This is a genomic window from Niastella soli (genome assembly GCF_017742245.1).
GTDB lineage: Bacteria > Bacteroidota > Bacteroidia > Chitinophagales > Chitinophagaceae > Niastella > Niastella soli.
Genome location: NZ_JAGHKO010000017.1, coordinates 407,558 through 424,776, shown reverse-complemented (window position 1 = coordinate 424,776; position 17,219 = coordinate 407,558). Strand labels below are relative to the sequence as shown.

15 protein-coding genes are annotated in these 17,219 nt (G+C 44.6%); 10 read left to right on the top strand and 5 right to left on the bottom strand.

Annotated features, from left to right (window positions below; genetic code table 11):
- The first annotated feature begins 91 nt into the window (after window positions 1-91).
- From hisF to J7I42_RS32595, 4 genes are read left to right on the top strand one after another with little or no spacing between them, the layout of a single operon-like run.
- Window positions 92-850 (top strand): imidazole glycerol phosphate synthase subunit HisF, encoded by a 759-nt coding sequence (gene hisF, locus J7I42_RS32610; RefSeq protein WP_209144276.1) that lies wholly within the window; start codon window positions 92-94, stop codon window positions 848-850.
- Window positions 851-854: 4 nt separating this feature from the next.
- Complete coding sequence (locus tag J7I42_RS32605; protein ID WP_209144274.1) at window positions 855-1,049, top strand: hypothetical protein; 195 nt, start codon at window positions 855-857, stop codon at window positions 1,047-1,049.
- Between the two features lie 40 nt (window positions 1,050-1,089).
- Window positions 1,090-1,692 (top strand): bifunctional phosphoribosyl-AMP cyclohydrolase/phosphoribosyl-ATP diphosphatase HisIE, encoded by a 603-nt coding sequence (gene hisIE / locus J7I42_RS32600; RefSeq protein ID WP_209144272.1) that lies wholly within the window; start codon window positions 1,090-1,092, stop codon window positions 1,690-1,692.
- A gap of 1 nt (window position 1,693) precedes the next feature.
- Window positions 1,694-2,800 (top strand): TlpA disulfide reductase family protein, encoded by a 1,107-nt coding sequence (locus J7I42_RS32595; RefSeq protein ID WP_209144270.1) that lies wholly within the window; start codon window positions 1,694-1,696, stop codon window positions 2,798-2,800.
- A 200-nt stretch (window positions 2,801-3,000) separates the two neighbouring features.
- On the opposite strand, the gene J7I42_RS32590 is transcribed toward J7I42_RS32595, so the two are convergent.
- The 3 genes from J7I42_RS32590 to porW form a co-directional block, all read right to left on the bottom strand.
- Window positions 3,001-4,110, bottom strand: coding sequence for a DUF2911 domain-containing protein (locus tag J7I42_RS32590; protein WP_209144268.1), 1,110 nt, complete (start codon window positions 4,108-4,110; stop codon window positions 3,001-3,003).
- A gap of 141 nt (window positions 4,111-4,251) precedes the next feature.
- Window positions 4,252-6,642 (bottom strand): transglycosylase domain-containing protein, encoded by a 2,391-nt coding sequence (locus J7I42_RS32585; RefSeq protein WP_209144266.1) that lies wholly within the window; start codon window positions 6,640-6,642, stop codon window positions 4,252-4,254.
- A gap of 184 nt (window positions 6,643-6,826) precedes the next feature.
- On the bottom strand, window positions 6,827-9,958 hold the full coding sequence (gene porW, locus J7I42_RS32580; protein ID WP_209144264.1) for a type IX secretion system periplasmic lipoprotein PorW/SprE: 3,132 nt from the start codon (window positions 9,956-9,958) through the stop codon (window positions 6,827-6,829).
- Window positions 9,959-10,095: 137 nt separating this feature from the next.
- Between porW and J7I42_RS32575 the strand changes: the two genes are divergently transcribed.
- The 4 genes from J7I42_RS32575 to J7I42_RS32560 all read left to right on the top strand — a co-directional run bounded on the left by J7I42_RS32575 (window position 10,096) and on the right by J7I42_RS32560 (window position 12,263).
- Window positions 10,096-10,491 carry a hypothetical protein gene (locus tag J7I42_RS32575; protein WP_209144262.1) on the top strand — a complete coding sequence of 132 codons (396 nt, stop codon included), beginning with the start codon at window positions 10,096-10,098 and terminating at the stop codon, window positions 10,489-10,491.
- Between the two features lie 15 nt (window positions 10,492-10,506).
- Window positions 10,507-10,956, top strand: a complete 450-nt coding sequence (locus tag J7I42_RS32570; protein WP_209144260.1) for a bactofilin family protein — start codon at window positions 10,507-10,509, stop codon at window positions 10,954-10,956.
- Between the two features lie 292 nt (window positions 10,957-11,248).
- Window positions 11,249-11,653, top strand: coding sequence for a hypothetical protein (locus J7I42_RS32565; protein WP_209144258.1), 405 nt, complete (start codon window positions 11,249-11,251; stop codon window positions 11,651-11,653).
- Window positions 11,646-12,263, top strand: a complete 618-nt coding sequence (locus J7I42_RS32560) for a SprT-like domain-containing protein (protein ID WP_209144256.1) — start codon at window positions 11,646-11,648, stop codon at window positions 12,261-12,263. Before J7I42_RS32565 ends, J7I42_RS32560 begins: the two co-directional genes overlap by 8 nt.
- On the opposite strand, the gene J7I42_RS32555 is transcribed toward J7I42_RS32560, so the two are convergent.
- Window positions 12,258-12,743, bottom strand: coding sequence for a GNAT family N-acetyltransferase (locus J7I42_RS32555; protein WP_209144254.1), 486 nt, complete (start codon window positions 12,741-12,743; stop codon window positions 12,258-12,260). The two genes, J7I42_RS32560 and J7I42_RS32555, sit on opposite strands and share 6 nt — an antisense overlap.
- Before the next feature lie 1,400 nt (window positions 12,744-14,143).
- Between J7I42_RS32555 and J7I42_RS32550 the strand changes: the two genes are divergently transcribed.
- Window positions 14,144-14,668 (top strand): hypothetical protein, encoded by a 525-nt coding sequence (locus tag J7I42_RS32550; protein ID WP_209144252.1) that lies wholly within the window; start codon window positions 14,144-14,146, stop codon window positions 14,666-14,668.
- 231 nt (window positions 14,669-14,899) lie between these two features.
- Here the strand turns inward: J7I42_RS32550 and sucC are convergent, their stop codons facing one another.
- Complete coding sequence (gene sucC / locus J7I42_RS32545; RefSeq protein ID WP_209144250.1) at window positions 14,900-16,111, bottom strand: ADP-forming succinate--CoA ligase subunit beta; 1,212 nt, start codon at window positions 16,109-16,111, stop codon at window positions 14,900-14,902.
- A 223-nt stretch (window positions 16,112-16,334) separates the two neighbouring features.
- On the opposite strand from sucC, the gene J7I42_RS32540 reads away from it, so the two are divergent.
- Window positions 16,335-17,156, top strand: a complete 822-nt coding sequence (locus J7I42_RS32540) for a purine-nucleoside phosphorylase (RefSeq protein WP_209144248.1) — start codon at window positions 16,335-16,337, stop codon at window positions 17,154-17,156.
- Window positions 17,157-17,219: the final 63 nt, after the last annotated feature.

Below are 17,219 nucleotides of genomic sequence, written 5' to 3'. Positions count from 1 at the left end.
GCAGCGCATAACGGTTTTCATGTCTGCCTTCTGCCTTTTCCAATTTCCCATTGCCTTTCAAGATTGAACATACACGAATAAAATAATAATCATGTTATGTAAACGTATAATCCCCTGCCTTGATATAAAAGATGGCCGTACGGTGAAGGGGACCAATTTTGTAAATCTGCGTGATGCCGGTGATCCGGTTGAACTGGGTGCATTATATGCACAACAGGGTGCTGATGAGCTGGTATTCCTTGATATAACTGCTACCGTAGAAAAGCGTAAAACTTTGCGGGAACTGGTGAATCGCATTGCGCACCACATCAATATTCCATTTACTGTAGGTGGTGGTATCAGCAGTGTTGATGATGTAAGTGCTTTGTTGCAGAATGGCGCCGATAAGATCTCGGTGAATACTGCTGCTTTTAAAAATCCGCAATTGATACAGGACCTGTCGAAGGAGTTTGGAAGCCAATGCGTGGTGTTAGCGATAGATACCCGGCAGGAAGAAGATGGCGAATGGTATGTGTACCTGAATGGTGGCCGTACCAAAACGGATGCCCGTTGTTTTGACTGGGCAAAACAGGCTGTTGACCTGGGCGCCGGAGAAATTTTACTCACTTCTATGAACCACGATGGTACCAAACAGGGCTTTGCCCTGGAAATTACCCGTAAACTGGCCACTCAGCTGCCAGTGCCGGTTATAGCTTCGGGCGGCGGTGGCACCATGGAGCATTTTGTTGACGTATTTGAACAGTCCCAGGCCGATGCCGCCCTGGCTGCCAGCATATTTCACTTTAAAGAAATAGCAATTCCAGATTTAAAAGGATATTTGCAGCAAAAGCAGATAGCTGTAAGAATGTAATCCTATGGTATATTTAACCGCCATCATTGCCCTGTTGATCTTTATCTACTTCAACCGGTATTTACAGCGGAAACGGGATGAACGACGGGAACATTGGCGGGAAAGAAGAGAAGAACAATTACAGCAGTTTTTTGAGGCGAAAAAGAAGCCCAATAGCGAACCGGACGATGAAGTGAGTGACACAACGGAAGATCAATAGCAGTACCACAGCCGGGTACATAAAAACATAATTGACGATCATGAAAGTAGATTTCAAAAAATACAGCGATGGCCTGGTACCTGCCATCATTCAGGATTTTGTAACCCACAAGGTGTTGATGATGGGTTTTATGAATGAGGAAGCCCTGCACAAAACCATGAGTGAAGGAAAAGTGACCTTTTTCAGCCGTAGTAAAAAACGCCTGTGGACAAAAGGCGAGGAAAGCGGCAATCACCTGCTGGTTAAAGAGATACTAAGTGATTGCGATAACGATACCTTACTCATAAAGGCCAAGCCATTAGGACCCACCTGTCATACCGGGGCCGATACCTGCTGGAGCGAGCGCAACCATTCCGACGACTTTTTGTATTACTTGCAGGATATCATAGAGTTGCGTAAGAAAAGCGAGGATGAGAAATCGTATGTGAAACAGCTTTTTGGCAAAGGGATCAATAAAATAGCCCAGAAAGTGGGTGAAGAAGCGGTAGAACTGGTTATTGAAGCCAAAGACAGCAATGAAGAACTTTTTCTGAACGAAGCTGCCGATCTGCTCTTCCATTATTTGGTATTACTTAACGCAAAAGGTTATACATTGCAACAGGTAGTAGGCATTTTACAAAACAGACATTCCAATAAAAAATAATATGAAGAAGCTGATAGCGGCAATATTTCTGATACCTGTAGTGGCGATGGCGCAGAAAAAAGGAGGATTTGTTATTACCGGTACCCTCACCGGTTTACCTGATAATGCGGCTGTATGTCTTGTAGATATGAACACGCCTACAGATACGCTGGCAAAAACCAAGTCTGCCAAAGGTAGTTTTGTGTTGAAAGGGACCATTGCAGAGCCCAATTTATATCAGTTGAATTTTGACGTGATCGGCAAAAAATCTGTATTATTTATTGGAAACGATAACGTTACTATAAAGGGCGATGTCAAGAACGTACAGCAGTTTGAGGTAAAAGGATCTCCCACCAATGATGATTTTAATGAGTTTCAGAAGACCTTTAAGCCCTTGTTTGATAAAATGTCGCAGTTGAACCAGCAGTTAATGGGTCTGCAATCGGCCCCTAATGCTATCAAGTCAACCAGCGATAGCCTGCAAACCGCCTATAAAAAAGCGTACGATGCTACGGTGAGCGCAATAGATAAATTCATTACAGAAAAAAAGGCCTCTCCGGTAGCACCTTTCTTATTACTTGTAACCCGTGAGTTGGAGCAGGACCCGGCTATGCTGGAAAAAAGGTATGCCCAGCTTACGCCTGCTGTGCAACAAGGGTTTTATGGCAAAGTGGTTCAACAGGGTATTGCTGATAGCAAAGTGGGCGCCATAGGCTCTGATGCCATAGAGTTTACACAAGCCGATACAACCGGTAAACCGGTATCGTTGAACTCATTCAGGGGTAAATATGTGTTGGTCGATTTCTGGGCCAGCTGGTGCAAACCCTGCCGGATGGAAAACCCTAACGTTGTTACTGCGTATAACAAGTTTAAAAGCAAGAATTTCACAGTACTGGGTGTTTCGCTCGACAGATCTCGTGAGCCCTGGATCCAGGCTATAAAAGACGATGGCCTGCAATGGACACAGGTGAGTGATCTGCAATTCTGGAATAATGAAGTGGCCCGCATGTACAAAATAGAAAGCATTCCACAGAATTACCTCATAGATCCCAATGGAAAGATCGTTGGTAAAAACTTACGTGGGCAAGAACTGGATGCGAAATTGTGTGAGTTGCTTGGTTGTAAATAACCGGAAGAAAAATTTTTAACAATATAAAAAAGCTGTCTGTTTATCAGACAGCTTTTTTATTGATATCAGCAGAAGGCAAACGGCCCTCCTACGCTAAAGCTTCGGCGGGCGAGGCAATTGGCAGACGGCAGACGTGAAACGGCAGACGGCAGACATTAAAACCGTTATGCGCTGCTACTAACTGGTCAACTGATCAACTCCTAATTAATATCCTTCCCACCCTGCAAGGTGGTGATCATCTTCTCTACATTCATCTTATTCGCATTATCTGGCGCTTTGGGCAGGGCCTTCTGGGCAAAGCCCAACGCTTTTTTATAGTCACCCATAGCTGAATAACCCCTAGCCATGCCTACCTGGGTGGTGAACTCATTCGGGTTCTTGTCGTAGTTTACTTTAAACACTTCAAAGGCTTCCTTGCTTTTTTTCTGTTGCAAGAGCTGGCGCGCATAATTATGCAATTCATTAACTGTACCCATAGGCAAGGCTTCTTTCATCAGCGCATCTGCTTCTGCATCCTTACCAAGCTTTTTTAAAAAACTGGCTTTGGTAGAAAGCGTAACAAAATTCTTTTGACCAATGAACGGTAGGTTGATGGCGTTATCAGCCCATTGCATGCCTTCCTCTATATTGACATTGTTTTGTAAACAGAATTGTGCTGCCTGATCAAAGCTTTGCCAGCCGGGGTTGAATGCTTTTTCGCTGCGGAGCTCACGACGGAATGATTCCAGTTGCAGGTTGTTATAGTCTGTTTCTACTTTAAAAGGGATCTTTAGTTTTTCCCATACCAGGGCCACCGTGGCGCCGTTGTTGGTCTCATCGACAAACTCATACGTTAACCATTCCACGCTTTTATCGAGTGGCTGTGGTTTTACTTTAACGCGTAAGGCATCTTCTTTTTGATCGTAATAAAAGCTGCCCCAGGAGGTGGCATTTTTGGAAAAGATAACCGTGCATTCATCAGGATCATAAGCAATAAAGAAGCCGTATTTACCAGCTGGCAATGCCTGTCCTTCAATGTTTACCGGGGTTGAAAATTCTATGGTCGTATTTTCATTGGCCCCAGCCCGCCAGGGTGCGGCTTTACTGGTACCAAAGCCCTGATCGGTAAAACCTTTTTGGACCAGTTGGCCCCAGATCTTTCCTTCACGGCCCTTAACCCCTGGTCTGTCGTAATGAATGGTAACATCAGTAATACCGATGCGTTCGCCCACCGTGGCTTTTTTATTGCCACCGAAAGGTGGTGTTGATAACTGCGAGTAAGAAACGATATAGCATGTCAGTGCTAAACAAGCAATCAGTATCTTTTTCATGTCAGTTAGTTTTAAAATATAAGCTACGTAGTATTTTAAAGCCACTGGATGGAATTTATATATGTGGTTATAGGGTTGGATGGTGTAAAAGAAAAAGCCCCGACGGTACCGTCGGGGCTTCTATAATAAGTTACAAATTGACTATTGATCCTTCTTGCCAAACAACCTTCTGAAGAACCCTTTTTTCTTCTTTTCATCTGGCGGCAATACGGTGTCTTTAGGTACCTGGTTCTTGGTATTGATAGCTTCTTTCAACACCTTTAGCTCTTCCATTGCTTCTTTAGATTCGGTTGGAATGCTTTGGGTATCAGGTTTGCCCAGGTAGTCGGCGCCAGCGCCATTGCCCACATCAGTGCCTTCAGCCCCTGGTGGCGGCGCCTGATTTGCATAACCTACATCTTCGAAAGATTCGTTGCGCATGTTCTCAGGCGCTACGAATTTGGCGGTTTTATCGAGCCCTAATGTTTTATCAGCAAAAGCGCGCGCAAAGAAAGATTCCCAAATAGGTCTTGCCGCAGCGCCACCATAACCGAGACCACCTTCCAGGCGAATGAAACGGTCGTCGCAACCGATCCACACACCGGCCAGCAATTGAGGGGTATATCCAAAGAACCAGGCATCGGAGTTGTCATTGGTTGTACCGGTTTTACCGCCCATTTGAGAAACGCCCAACCGGTCGCGTAAACCAGCTGCGGTACCAAAATCAACAGTTCCCTGCATCATGCGGGCCATGGTGTAGGCGCTGGCCTGGCTGATCACCTCTTTACGTTCTGTATCAAAACGGGCCAGTACATTACCGTTCTTGTCTTCAATGCGGGTGATGTATACTGGTTTTATGCTAAAGCCACCTGTTGGGAACATGCTGTAGCCCCACATCATTTCATAGAGCGACAGCTCGCAGGTACCCAAACTGATAGAAGGGTAGGGCTGCACTTTGGTGGGGATATTTATTTGATGTAAGAACTCGGCAAAACGTTTTGGCGTGGTTTGTTTTATGATGTAGGCTGCTACTTCATTGATGGAATAGGCCAGGCCGGTAGCCATGGTGCGCATACCGCTTATTTTAGGGTTTGGTTTTGCAGGTACATAACCAGAGCCGGGAAAATACTGCTGGGTGGCTTCGCACATGGTCTCAGGCGTAAACCCATATTCTTCAATAGCCAGTGCGTACAGGAATGGTTTTATAGAAGAACCTACCTGTCTTTTTGTCCTCAGGTTGGCATGATCGAATTTATAGTTCTTGAAGTCGATACCGCCTACCCATGCTTTTACCTGGCCACTCATGGGATCGGTAACCATAAAGGCGGTTTGCAGCATTTCACGGTGGTATTTGATGGAATCGAGCGGCGTCATTACAGTGTCTTTCTCCCGTTTGCTGTTCCAGGCAAACACTTTCATGTGCACTTTCTGTTTGAACGATTTCCTGATCTCTGCTTCACTTAAGCCTTCTGCTTTGAGGTTACGCCAGCGGTCGGAGTTGCGCATATTGCTTTCCAGTACATTTTCATGGCCTTTCCAAACCGCATCGTTCTTTAATTCACGCTGGCCGGCCAATGCGCGTTGTAATACCGGCAGGTGTTTGGCCACGGCTTCTTCCGCATACAATTGCATGCGGGGGTTGATGGTGGTGTACACGTGCAGGCCATCCTCATAGATATCGTAATTTTCGCCATCCTGTTTTTTGTGTTCGTTGCACCATTTTTTTACATCGTCCCGTATTACATCGAGGAAATAAGGGGCGATACCATTGTTCTCGTTCAGCTTTTTATAGTTGAGGCGAATGGGTTGTTTTTTCAGATCCGATGCATCGGGTTCAGTAAGGTAGCTATTGCGCGCCATTTGATCGAGCACGGTATTGCGGCGCTCGAAGGAGGCTTTGTAATTGGTACGGGGGTTATAGGTGCCAGTAGCTTTTAGCATCCCGATAAGCACGGCGGCTTCTTCCACGTTCAGGCGATCGGGTTCTTTTGAAAAGAATGTACGGGCTGCATTGCGAATGCCATAGACGTTATCGCTGAATGAAACAGTATTGAGATACAGCGCGAGGATCTCCTGTTTGGTAAAATTCCTTTCCAGCTTAACCGCAATGATGTTCTCTTTTAATTTCTGGATCATGCGGGTAAACTTGTTCTCCGCTCTTTCATCGAACATATTCAACGCCAGCTGTTGGGTAATGGTACTGCCACCCCCTTCTTTACCCATAAAGAAAACCGCGCGGGCCAGCGACTTACCGTCGATACCGGAGTGATCGTAAAAACGTTCATCCTCGGTAGCTACCAGGGCATCCACCACATGTTTTGAAATGTCTTTGTATTGCACAAAGCTGCGGTTGCCCTTTTCTTTATAATATTTCCCAAGCATGGTCCCATCGTCACCATATACCTCGCTAGCCAGTGTAATGGAAGGGTTTTCCAACTGGGCCAATGAAGGCATTTTCCCAAATAAGCCAAAGCTTAAAAGGGTGAGGAACAATGCAATTACCAGGAAACCTATTAAAAAGGTTTTCCAGAATATTTTAATGGCGCGCGTCATAGTCGGGTATTTTGTAAGCCGGGAGTTTACAACCGGAATTTTACGATTGCAAAAATCATGCTTTATGACCGATAAAACCAGGAATGGCTACGAAAGTATTCTTAATAATTTTCAGGACGCCGGGTTCTAATTAAATTCTAATTAGAACCCGGCGTCCTGACTTGTCGGGAAGGAAATAGGACTATTAAAATTTACCAGGGAAGTTCTGGTTCAGGAAGTTTTTGAGCGCATTTACATCTTTGGTGTTCATTAAAACCTGCAGGTTGTTCTCGGTAATGATCACGAAAGAGTATTTGGCGGCTGGCAGCCAGGGAATGATCTCGGTGGCGGCCAGTTTTTTGGTTTTATCGATATACGCTATGGCCTCGTTTGCATTTAGGAAGGTCCCGATGAGTACCAGTTTGATATCGTCGGTAACTGTCTGGTTATTAACCGTAAACCCTTTAGCGGAATATTGCTCGCGGTTATAGCGGTTAAATGCATTACGGGCTTCGTTTATGTAAACGGGGTCCACCTTATCCAGTACAATGGCCACATAATGTGGTATTTCTGCATTATGGGTGAGCACCAATGGCTTGGGCGCCTCCACTTTGGCTTTTACAGAATCTTTTTTAGCTATAGGTGGCGGTGGCAGCGTTACTGTTGGTTTAGCCGCTGGTGGCGGGGTAACAACTGGTTTTTCTGCTGGCTTAACCGCTGGCTTCTCTGTTTTGGCAACATCCTGTTTAGGCTGTTGGGTAGCAGGTACCGTTGGTGGTGGCTGCTGGGTTACAGCCGGTTTAACCGGTTGCTGCTGTGCAGGTTGAGTAACCACAGGCGGCTGCTGTTGTTGGGTAGGCGCTGGTTGAACTACCCCTACAGGTTGTTGCTGCCTTACAGGTGGTGGTGTTACAATAGCTACAGGCTCCCCTGTGCTATCTTCAGCCGGCCGCTGAATTTCTAGCCGGGTGAGGTAGTCTTCAATTTGTCTGCGACGACCCAGTACATCAATCAATGTTTTTGCTTTGGCGGCCATAGGCGTACCAGGGAACACCCGAATGATATCCTGTAATGATTTCTTGGCCGAATCATCCTGGCGTTGCTGAATGTAGTAGACTGATTGTATGTACAACAACTGGGGAGTCCAGTAATTTTCATGGTACATACTATCGGCCATTTTCTTTTCAGCCTGCGCTTCATCGAACCGGCCTTCAATATAGAGGTTATAAATATTATCGTACCGGCGGTTCATTTCCAGTCTGGCGGTACTATCAGGGGTAACGCCGTTTGCACTGGAAACGATCTTTTCAAAGCTTGTTCCCGGATATTTTTGCTTTAACTCGTTTTCGGCTGCGGTGGCTTTGGCTACTTCGCCAATTTTATAATAGCAATATGCCAGCATGAACAAGGCTTCGGGTCTGTTTTTGCTGGTAGGGAAACGGGTCAGGAATGCTTCCAGGGTATCAATAGTTGACCTGTAATCTTCCAATCCATCGAGGTATGTTTTACCCAATAAGAACTGGGACCTTTCAACCGAGTCGTTTGATGCGGTGAGCTGGGGGGGCGTAAGCGGCACCGCTTTTAATAATTCTTCATATGTAAGCGGACCGGCTGAAGCGGCATTACCACTTGCGGCAGGATCATCGTTTTGTACTGAGGTAGGGGTAGCCTGTTTTATGGCTGCCAACCGCTGCCAGTTGTCGACGTTTGGCCTGTTGCCAAACTGCCCTCTGAATTCTGTGTATCCCTTTGCTTTCAGGGTGGCATTATAGAAATACCATTCACCTTTTTGGTTGCTGCTGCTGAACAGATCACTGGGGCCACTATTATCATTGAACGATAATGGACCACCGGATGGTTCGCCGTTATCATCTTCCTTCACACCCTGTTTTTTACGCAACTGTTTGGCCAGTTTCTTTAAATAAGCCTCCAGTTGGTCTTCGGGCATGGCAGCCAGTTGTTGCAGGCTGTCTTCCCGGTGTATGGTGTTTTGGTAGGCAACGATCTTGCCGAGGGTTCCCTTAAGTTTGTTAAATGCCTTAACGTCAATAACACTGGGATTTATAGAGGTGATGCTATCGTAAAAACGTTTGGCATCGGGATAGTTCTTTTCTTTAAAGCAAAGATCGCCAAGCAATAAAAATACTTTGGAACGCATGGCCGGATCATCGCCAGGGTAGGAGGTAGCTTTTAGTAACAGTGCTTTGGCGCCGGGGATGTTGTTGCGTTCCAGCTCCATTTCTGCAGCGGCGTAGTAAATAATATCGCGGTAAACCAGGTAACGGTCTTTCCGCGCCATTTTCTCCAGTTCTTTAATATTTTCCTGTAATATTTTATCGTCTCCTTTATGGTCGCGAATGGTGTTCAGGCGGGCATATATTTCCAATACCGGGTTCAGGGTATGGCTAACCGTTCTTTCAAACCATTTGGCGCCTTCATTCGGTTTATTGGCGCGATCGTACAACTGGCCAATAAGGAATTCCCATCGGGCTTTTTCTTCCCTGCCCTCTGCATTGTCGAGCGCCAGTTCAAGGTAGTAAGCGGCGCTGTCATAAAGTTGTTGTTTATAAAACCACAGTGCCTGCATTTCCCGCAGATCGGTCTTTAACCGGGCTGGAAATAAAGGGTCATGTTTCAGGGTCTCTATTAAACCGGCTGCTTCGGGCAATTCATCTTTTGCCAGGAAGGTCCTGACCTGCCAGATGAGCGATTCATTACGGCTGGGCGGGCGTGACCAGGCCTTATTTAGCAGGCTGGGATTTTCTTTGGTGGAAATGGAGAACACGCTGCCACCCTGATCGGCATTGGCGTTGGAGCCAATGGGTTTATCGTACCCATCTTTTTCTTTAGGTGAAAATGCGTAGTTGATGTATTGAAAAGTATAATAGGCCGAGTCGAGCACATTCTTGAAATAATAGGCCTGGCCCATCAGCATATACATATTATCTACCCAGCTGTTGCGCAGGTCGTGCAACAGAATGGCGGCATTGGCTTTATATATAACCGAATCGAGCTCTGTTTTGTCTTTTGCAGTTACCGACAGGTCGTAATTATAAAATGAAAGCAGACGGGTATAATCGTCTTTGTGCTGTGATTTACCCCGGGCAATTACATCAGCCAGTTTTTTGTAGGCGTTATAATGAAAATTGAACTTGGTAGTACCGTTTTGGGTGAAAGCGCGCCAGGCGTGAAACTTTCTGTCCTCTGTTTTTTCGGATGCAAGTTTCCGATTCTCATACTTTTGAGGCTTTTTCAGGTCAAAAGAAAGCGTTGGCTGCGCGAATAAGTTGGGCAGCGTAAAGATTAGAATAATGGTTAATGCAAGTATTCTCGTCAATTCCTTTATTTTTCTACCACAAACTAAATTCTTATAAACTGATTTTCAAGAAAAATATTTTGCAAATACGTTAATTTTTATACTCATAACGATTCTTTAAAATAACTTATTACCTTTAGCGTTTTGAAACTCTCTCTATGGCTAAATTCGATGCCCAATCTACCCTGAAGCGCTTGCAGAACCGGTACCGACTGGTAGTGATGAACGATGATACTTACGAAGAGGTTGTGACGTTTAAATTATCCAGACTGAGTGTTTATATCACACTTAGCACCATTTTTGTGTTGTTGACGGGGTTAACTGTAGCGCTTATTGTGTTCACTCCGTTGAGGATGTATATTCCTGGATATGGCGATGTAAACACCATGCGTGAGTTACGTGAATTGAAGGTACGTACCGATTCACTGGAGCAGGCGATGCAGAACAAGGATAAGTATCTTGATAACGTAAAAAGTGTTTTACAGGGGAATGTCAGTGTTAAGTTAGACACATCTATGCTGTCTATTCCTCAAACAGAGAATATAGAAGAATAAACCAACCATTTCCGTATGTTCAATCAAAAATCCAAATCCGAATCATCTAGCGAAGTATCCTCAGCGCCCGGAACCGGGGCGGCCACCATTATTGCAGCCGGAACTACATTAAAAGGCGATATCTCCAGCAACGGCGATATTCGAATTGATGGCAATCTGCAAGGCAACATCCAATGTCAGGCCAAAGTAGTTATTGGCTCCAATGGATCAGTTGAAGGCGATATTTCGGGACAACAGGCCGACATTATGGGCAAAGTTTCCGGCACCATTAAAGTAAAAGAGTTATTGCAGTTAAAAGGCGGAAGCCACGTGAGCGGGAATTTATATGCAGGCAAACTGCAGATAGAGCCCAGCGCCAATTTCAATGGCCAGTGTCATATGACAACTGCTACCAATGGTCAGGTAAATAATGAAGTAAGTGCTGATAAAAAAGGCAAGAAAGCTTCAGAAGCCCTGGAAGTGTAGATCCTGGTTACGCCCCTCCTATGTACTTGTTGAACGCACCTATTCGATAACCTATTGTTACCGGAAAAGGTATGTCATGCCAAGGTAGTTAGCTAATGGAAATCATAACCCTGAAACTTATTATAGTCCCCCCGACGATACTGTCGGGGGGACTTTCTTTTTCCCCTGGTACGTCTGCCCCACAGTGCAGGCAGGCCGGTAAAGCCTGATCTGCGGCTGAATGAGTCCTCTGCGGGGCAACTTGTTAACTTATTAACTTTTCAACCTACCTTTGCCATCCATTTTTTTAACGATGTCAAATAATTCGGTTTCCAGATCATTTCGCCCATTATTGTTGTTGTTCATTATTACTACTGCATTGTTTATTACCAGCAGGGCCCGGTTTGCCCGGTGGGATGTAGATGCGGATGTATTGATTATCGGTAACCTGGTTTTATTTGCCGCGGCAGCGATCTCTTTTTATTTGTTTTCGCGGTCCTGGAATTCTAAAAACCCACAGGCCATTTTGCGTACGGTATATGGGGGTATGTTCTCGAAGATGATGATCTGTTTGATCGCGGTGATCATTTATCTTAGCATAGTAGGCAAGGGTTTTAATAAAGCAGGGATCATCGGGTGTATGTTCCTGTACGTAGTGTATACAACCCTTGAAGTGGTTATCCTGATGAAATTGAGCAAGCAAAAAAAGAATGTCTAAACAGCAGGCGCCTTTAGAATACCTCAGTAAATTTATTCCTCCGGCAGCCGTACCACGGGTGCTTGAATACCTGCATCAATATAAAGTGCATTTAACTATTACGCGGGAACGAAAATCGATCCTGGGTGATTATCGCCACGCCACCTCTGAAAAGAATCACCGGATCAGCGTCAACGGTAATATGAATCCCTACGCTTTCCTGATCACGCTTATTCATGAACTGGCTCACCTGGTTACCTTTATTCAATTCAAACACCAGGTAGCGCCGCATGGCAGAGAATGGAAGGATTGTTATGCCCTGTTGTTAAAAGATTTTCTGGGTAAGGAGATCTTTCCGCCTGTGGTAGAACAAGCGCTTAAACAGTCAATGCACGACTTGCCGGCCAGCAGTTGTGCCGATGAAGGACTGATGCGGGTGTTGAAAATGTTTGACCGGGATAATGGACTGGTAATGGTAGAACAGTTGCCCGAAGGCCAGTTGTTTGATATTGGCGAAGGCCGCATTTTTAAAAAAGGGAAGAAATTACGCAAGCGCTTCCAGTGTATTGAGGTTAATACGGGGAAGCTGTATTTGTTCAGTCCTATTTATGAGGTGAAAGCCGTATCATAACTCCTTCAACATCCAGATCTCACATCCAAAATGGCCGGTATTTCCCATGGGGCCATCCAGGTATTTGAACCCGAACTTCTCATAGACCGACATGGCTTTTCGGAGTTCAGGCATAGTCTCAATATATACGTTGCGATAGCCGGTATCACCAGCAAATTGAAGGGCTTTTTCTATCAGCATTTTTCCAATGCCTTTTCCCCGGGCGGCAGGCGTCAAATACATTTTCACCAGTTCGGCGGTATCGGCCGGCAAACCGGGTGATGGAAAAATACCTGCCCCGCCAATAAGCACTCCATTTTCTTCGGCCACATAATAAATACTACCAGGCTGCCGGAACAATTCGTACAAAGCATCGGTAGTAGCATCGTAATAAACGGTACCAGGTTTGTTGGCGCCAAATTCTGCCAGTGAATTTCGGACAATGATGGCCAGGGCCGGGTTATCGGCAGGTTGAATGGTTCTGATGGTAACTGGTGACATATAGCGAAGATACCAAGATAAATGTCACAAGACACATCCTGTATCCCGATAGCTACCGGAACAAACAGAACAAATACCAATGGGAATGATCAACAGGGAAGTATCTACGAGTAAAAGGAAATGTAATAAACGGGGTGGGAAGTGATCTTTGTAACGGGGAGAAAAACTACGCCAGCATAGCCATTACACTATAAATGATAATTAAGGCCACAAAGATGCCTCCGAAGAAGAGACGAATGGGATTTTTCATTTGCTACAGATTAATCAGGTTAAAGATTTGGTTACTTATTTAATTGGATAAAATACTATGCCAAATGCACGGTTATCCACATTTGGATTATACTAAATTTTACAATTTCAGAAAATACGGTGTGTTGCTCGTAACAACACCAGGCAAAGGGGTAAGAGATAATAGCGATAGTTATTGAAAACACTTTTCAGATAGGCTTTGCATGTACACCAGCAACAGAAGTGTTTTTACTACAATTCCAGAATGAATGCAAAGATATAAGTTGCTTACTGATGTTGTTTTTAATGCTGATAAATTAGATATCCACGATGTAATGTATTGATGATAGTAAATGAATACATTAGATGATTTAGTAAATGTACGAACTGGCTTTATTGTGATTGTACGAGGCATAAAGGTTTCATCCTAGATGATTCTAAAATAAACGCAGATAACGTTAAGTTTATCTTATCAAATGTTTCCTAATTTGAAGAAATAGTTACATATTTATGTTAAGAATTGCAGAAACAAACGATTTTGCTAATTTTGCATATCCAACGTCCAATGCAAACCGAAAACCGAAGAACATATAATAGTCCTGTATCTATGAAAGCCAGCAATGCTGTGGTATATTGTAATGGAATCAACAATATTTCCCGCCTGGTTAAGGGTGGGTTTTTTTATGCCCATACCCGTTAGTGATAGAAGGATAGCAAGTGCGGTTAGTAGTAAGGGTAAATTCCTAGGTGCAAATAAGTTAACCAGTGAGTAGCGTGAATAAGCGGGGTTGAAAAATGAAATAAGGAGATATTAGTTCGATCTTTATATCATCAACAAATGAGTTCAATGTAATCCAACGTCCAATAGAAAAACCAGTTTAAAAGTCCAACGTCCGAAAAACCGAACCGTATTCCTGTGTGAAACCATCCAAATGTCCAATGTCCGTAAAAACCGAATCCATGTCCCTTTGAAAAGACCAAAATGATCCGAAAGTCCTTTTGAAAACTAATCCAGGTATCCTGTGAGAACAGAAACCGTCTCTCAAAAAATTGCCCCCGCTATCCGTTGCGGGGGCAAACTTTTTATAGAGGGGTTTGATCTTTATTAATTGGGCATCTGCAGAAGGGCCAGGCAGTAATTGTGTTGAGTGGCTTTATTCAATCCGTACAATATGTTAACTTGTATACGAAATATGCGGCCTGTAGTTACTATATGTTTATTCATAGTATTGGTATCTAATGCGGTAGCCCAAATTCCGCGCACTACTGAAGGCCAGTTTCAATACTATGGCGAAATACTCGCCGAAAATACCAACCATACAATAGAACGGGCAAAGTCATTTTTTAACCAGCCCTTCCTGGTGCATTGGGATACTGTAGCCAGTATTGAGCGGCCACCCAATATATTAATGACTGGCAAGGGATATATTAGTGTAAAAGCCAAGCTGCACGACATTGGTGCTCCTTCCTTTGTTCCGATAAGCCTGCATATGAGCATTGAAATAGTGAACGGGCGTTATCGCTATACCATAAATCATTTCGAAGTAATTGATAAAGAACGCAATTCGCAATATCGCCTGGAAGATAAACCCGAATCGGTCAAACCGTTGGTTTACGATCAGCTATTACAGAATACCCATAAGCGGGTAAGTTTTATGATAGGCTGGTTAAAGCGGTATATGAAGGGAGAGGAGTAGGTGGCGAGTTGATCAGTTGATATGGTTGATAAGGGGGCATCCCGCTAAGGCGGGACGCCAGTAAGGGGAAGGTTCGAATGTCGCGAACTCATTGCCTATTGACTATTGCCCACTGCCTCGTCAGCCGAAGCTTTAGCGTAGGAGGGCCGTTGGCCTTCAGCAGCATCTTAATAAAAGAAAAAGCATCCCGATCAAATCAGGATGCTTTTTTTATGATGTAACCGACTTCTACTAAGCAACGGCTTTACCCACCAGGGCTGCAGCTTCGCTTAACAGAATGGCTGATTGTACTTTCAGACCGCTTTCTTCGATCAGCTTTTTAGCTTCTTCGGCATTGGTACCTTGTAAACGAACGATGATAGGTACAGTAATGTTGCCGATTGATTTATAAGCATCGATAACACCTTGTGCCACCCGGTCGCAACGAACGATACCACCGAAGATATTGATGAGGATCGCTTTTACTTTGGGATCTTTTAAGATGATGCGGAAACCAGCTTCTACTGTAGTAGCATTGGCAGTACCACCTACGTCCAGGAAGTTAGCAGGCTCACCGCCGCTCAGTTTGATCATATCCATGGTAGCCATGGCCAAACCGGCACCATTTACCATACAACCTACGTTACCATCGAGTTTTACGAAGTTCAGGTTGTATTTGCCAGCTTCTACTTCAGTTGGATCTTCTTCGCTGATATCGCGCAGGGCTTCCAATTCGGGATGACGCATCAGTGAGTTGTCATCAAGACCCATTTTACAGTCAACGGCAATGATCTTTTCGTCGGCTGTTTTGAACAATGGGTTGATTTCCAGCATAGCGCAATCCAGACCTACGTATGCATTATATAAATTGGTAACGAACTTTACGCAGTTTTTAAACGCTTCTCCTTTCAGACCCAGGTTGAAAGCTATTTTACGGGCCTGGAAGGCTTGTAAGCCACCACCGGGGTGAACCCACTCTTTGAAGATCTTATCGGGGGTGTTGTGGGCTACTTCTTCAATGTCCATACCGCCTTCGGTGCTATACATGATCACATTCTGACCTTTTGTACGATCGAGCAGAATTGATAAGTAGAATTCTTTTACCGGGTTAGGGCCAGGATAATAAACGTCCTGAGCTACCAGTACTTTGTTCACCACTTTACCCGCCGCACCTGTTTGAATGGTAACCAGGGTACCACCCAGCAAGTTAGAAGCGATAGTTTTGATTTCTTCGGCACTTTTACCTACTGCCACACCGCGTTGTTCGGTGCCTTGAATTTTGCCTTTTCCGCGACCACCTGCATGGATCTGGGCTTTTACAACAGCGAAGTTGTTGCCAAATTGAACTTTTAAATTCTTATATGCTTCTTCGGCCGCGTCGGCTCTGTCAACCGGTATCCCTTCCTGCACCGGTACATTGTATTTTTTCAGTAATTCCTTTGCCTGGTATTCGTGAAGATTCATGCCGTAAAAAATTTTAGCGAAAGTAAGCAAAAATCTATTAAGTGTTTAGTTAGTTACCGTTAACGGGCTTACAGTTTCCGGGAACGATTGCGGAGGGCACTGGTCACTGGTTACCAGTCGCCGGTTACGAGGAGGCTGGTAACCTGTACCCGGTAACTGGAAACTTGTATATTTGCACGCATTTTCAAACCAGTATTCACGCCATTAATATTATTTAATCAATATGCCCGATTTACTTCAGCAACTGCATGAAACCACTTCCTTTATCCAAAGCAGGTATTCTCCAACACCTGAGGTGGGTATTGTTCTGGGAAGCGGGTTGGGAAATTTTGCGCAGGAAATAAAAGTAGAAGTAGAAATTGAGTACGACAAAATACCTCATTTCCCGGTTTCTACCGTAGAAGGTCATCATGGCAAACTGATATTTGGCGAATTAGGGGGGAAAAAAGTGGTGGTTATGGCCGGCCGCTTTCATTTTTATGAAGGTTATGGCCCCGATCAGGTGGTTTACCCCATCAGGGTAATGAAACAACTGGGTATTCAAACCTTGTTATTGTCCAATGCCGCAGGTGGCGTAGGTACCGGATTTAAAGTAGGCGATATCATGATCATTACCGATCATATCAGTTTTAATATTGTAAACCCACTTTTAGGTAAGAACATCGCTGAGTTGGGCCCGCGTTTCCCCGATATGAGTGAGCCTTATTCAAAAGTTCTCATACAAAAGGCCCGGCAAATTGCTTCCGGGTTACATATAAAGCTGGTAGAAGGTATTTACTTTGGCGTTACTGGCCCAACATTTGAAACAAGGGCCGAATATAAACTGATACACCGTCTGGGTGGCGATGCCGTAGGGATGAGCACCGTGCAGGAAGTGATCGTTGCCGTGCATATGGGGCTGCCTGTATTTGCAGTTAGTGTTATTACTGATATTGGTATACGAGAAGAAGATAATGTGATAACACACGAAGAAGTGTTACAGGCTGCCAAAGAAGCAGAACCAAAGCTTACAGCGCTATTCAAACAACTGGTAGCTGAGTTATAATAGCCGAAACTGTCGGCATGCCGACCGCTTCGCTTTAATCAGCACAATTAACTTTCTTATAAC

Excerpts from the sequence above, each read along its gene's own strand:
- hisF (WP_209144276.1), top strand. The coding sequence starts at position 92 with ATGTTATGTAAACGTATAATCCCCTGCCTTGATATAAAAGATGGCCGT.
- J7I42_RS32605 (WP_209144274.1), top strand. The coding sequence starts at position 855 with ATGGTATATTTAACCGCCATCATTGCCCTGTTGATCTTTATCTACTTC.
- hisIE (WP_209144272.1), top strand. The coding sequence starts at position 1,090 with ATGAAAGTAGATTTCAAAAAATACAGCGATGGCCTGGTACCTGCCATC.
- J7I42_RS32595 (WP_209144270.1), top strand. The coding sequence starts at position 1,694 with ATGAAGAAGCTGATAGCGGCAATATTTCTGATACCTGTAGTGGCGATG.
- J7I42_RS32590 (WP_209144268.1), bottom strand. The coding sequence starts at position 4,110 with ATGAAAAAGATACTGATTGCTTGTTTAGCACTGACATGCTATATCGTT.
- J7I42_RS32585 (WP_209144266.1), bottom strand. The coding sequence starts at position 6,642 with ATGACGCGCGCCATTAAAATATTCTGGAAAACCTTTTTAATAGGTTTC.
- J7I42_RS32575 (WP_209144262.1), top strand. The coding sequence starts at position 10,096 with ATGGCTAAATTCGATGCCCAATCTACCCTGAAGCGCTTGCAGAACCGG.
- J7I42_RS32570 (WP_209144260.1), top strand. The coding sequence starts at position 10,507 with ATGTTCAATCAAAAATCCAAATCCGAATCATCTAGCGAAGTATCCTCA.
- J7I42_RS32565 (WP_209144258.1), top strand. The coding sequence starts at position 11,249 with ATGTCAAATAATTCGGTTTCCAGATCATTTCGCCCATTATTGTTGTTG.
- J7I42_RS32560 (WP_209144256.1), top strand. The coding sequence starts at position 11,646 with ATGTCTAAACAGCAGGCGCCTTTAGAATACCTCAGTAAATTTATTCCT.
- J7I42_RS32555 (WP_209144254.1), bottom strand. The coding sequence starts at position 12,743 with ATGTCACCAGTTACCATCAGAACCATTCAACCTGCCGATAACCCGGCC.
- J7I42_RS32550 (WP_209144252.1), top strand. The coding sequence starts at position 14,144 with ATGTTAACTTGTATACGAAATATGCGGCCTGTAGTTACTATATGTTTA.
- sucC (WP_209144250.1), bottom strand. The coding sequence starts at position 16,111 with ATGAATCTTCACGAATACCAGGCAAAGGAATTACTGAAAAAATACAAT.
- J7I42_RS32540 (WP_209144248.1), top strand. The coding sequence starts at position 16,335 with ATGCCCGATTTACTTCAGCAACTGCATGAAACCACTTCCTTTATCCAA.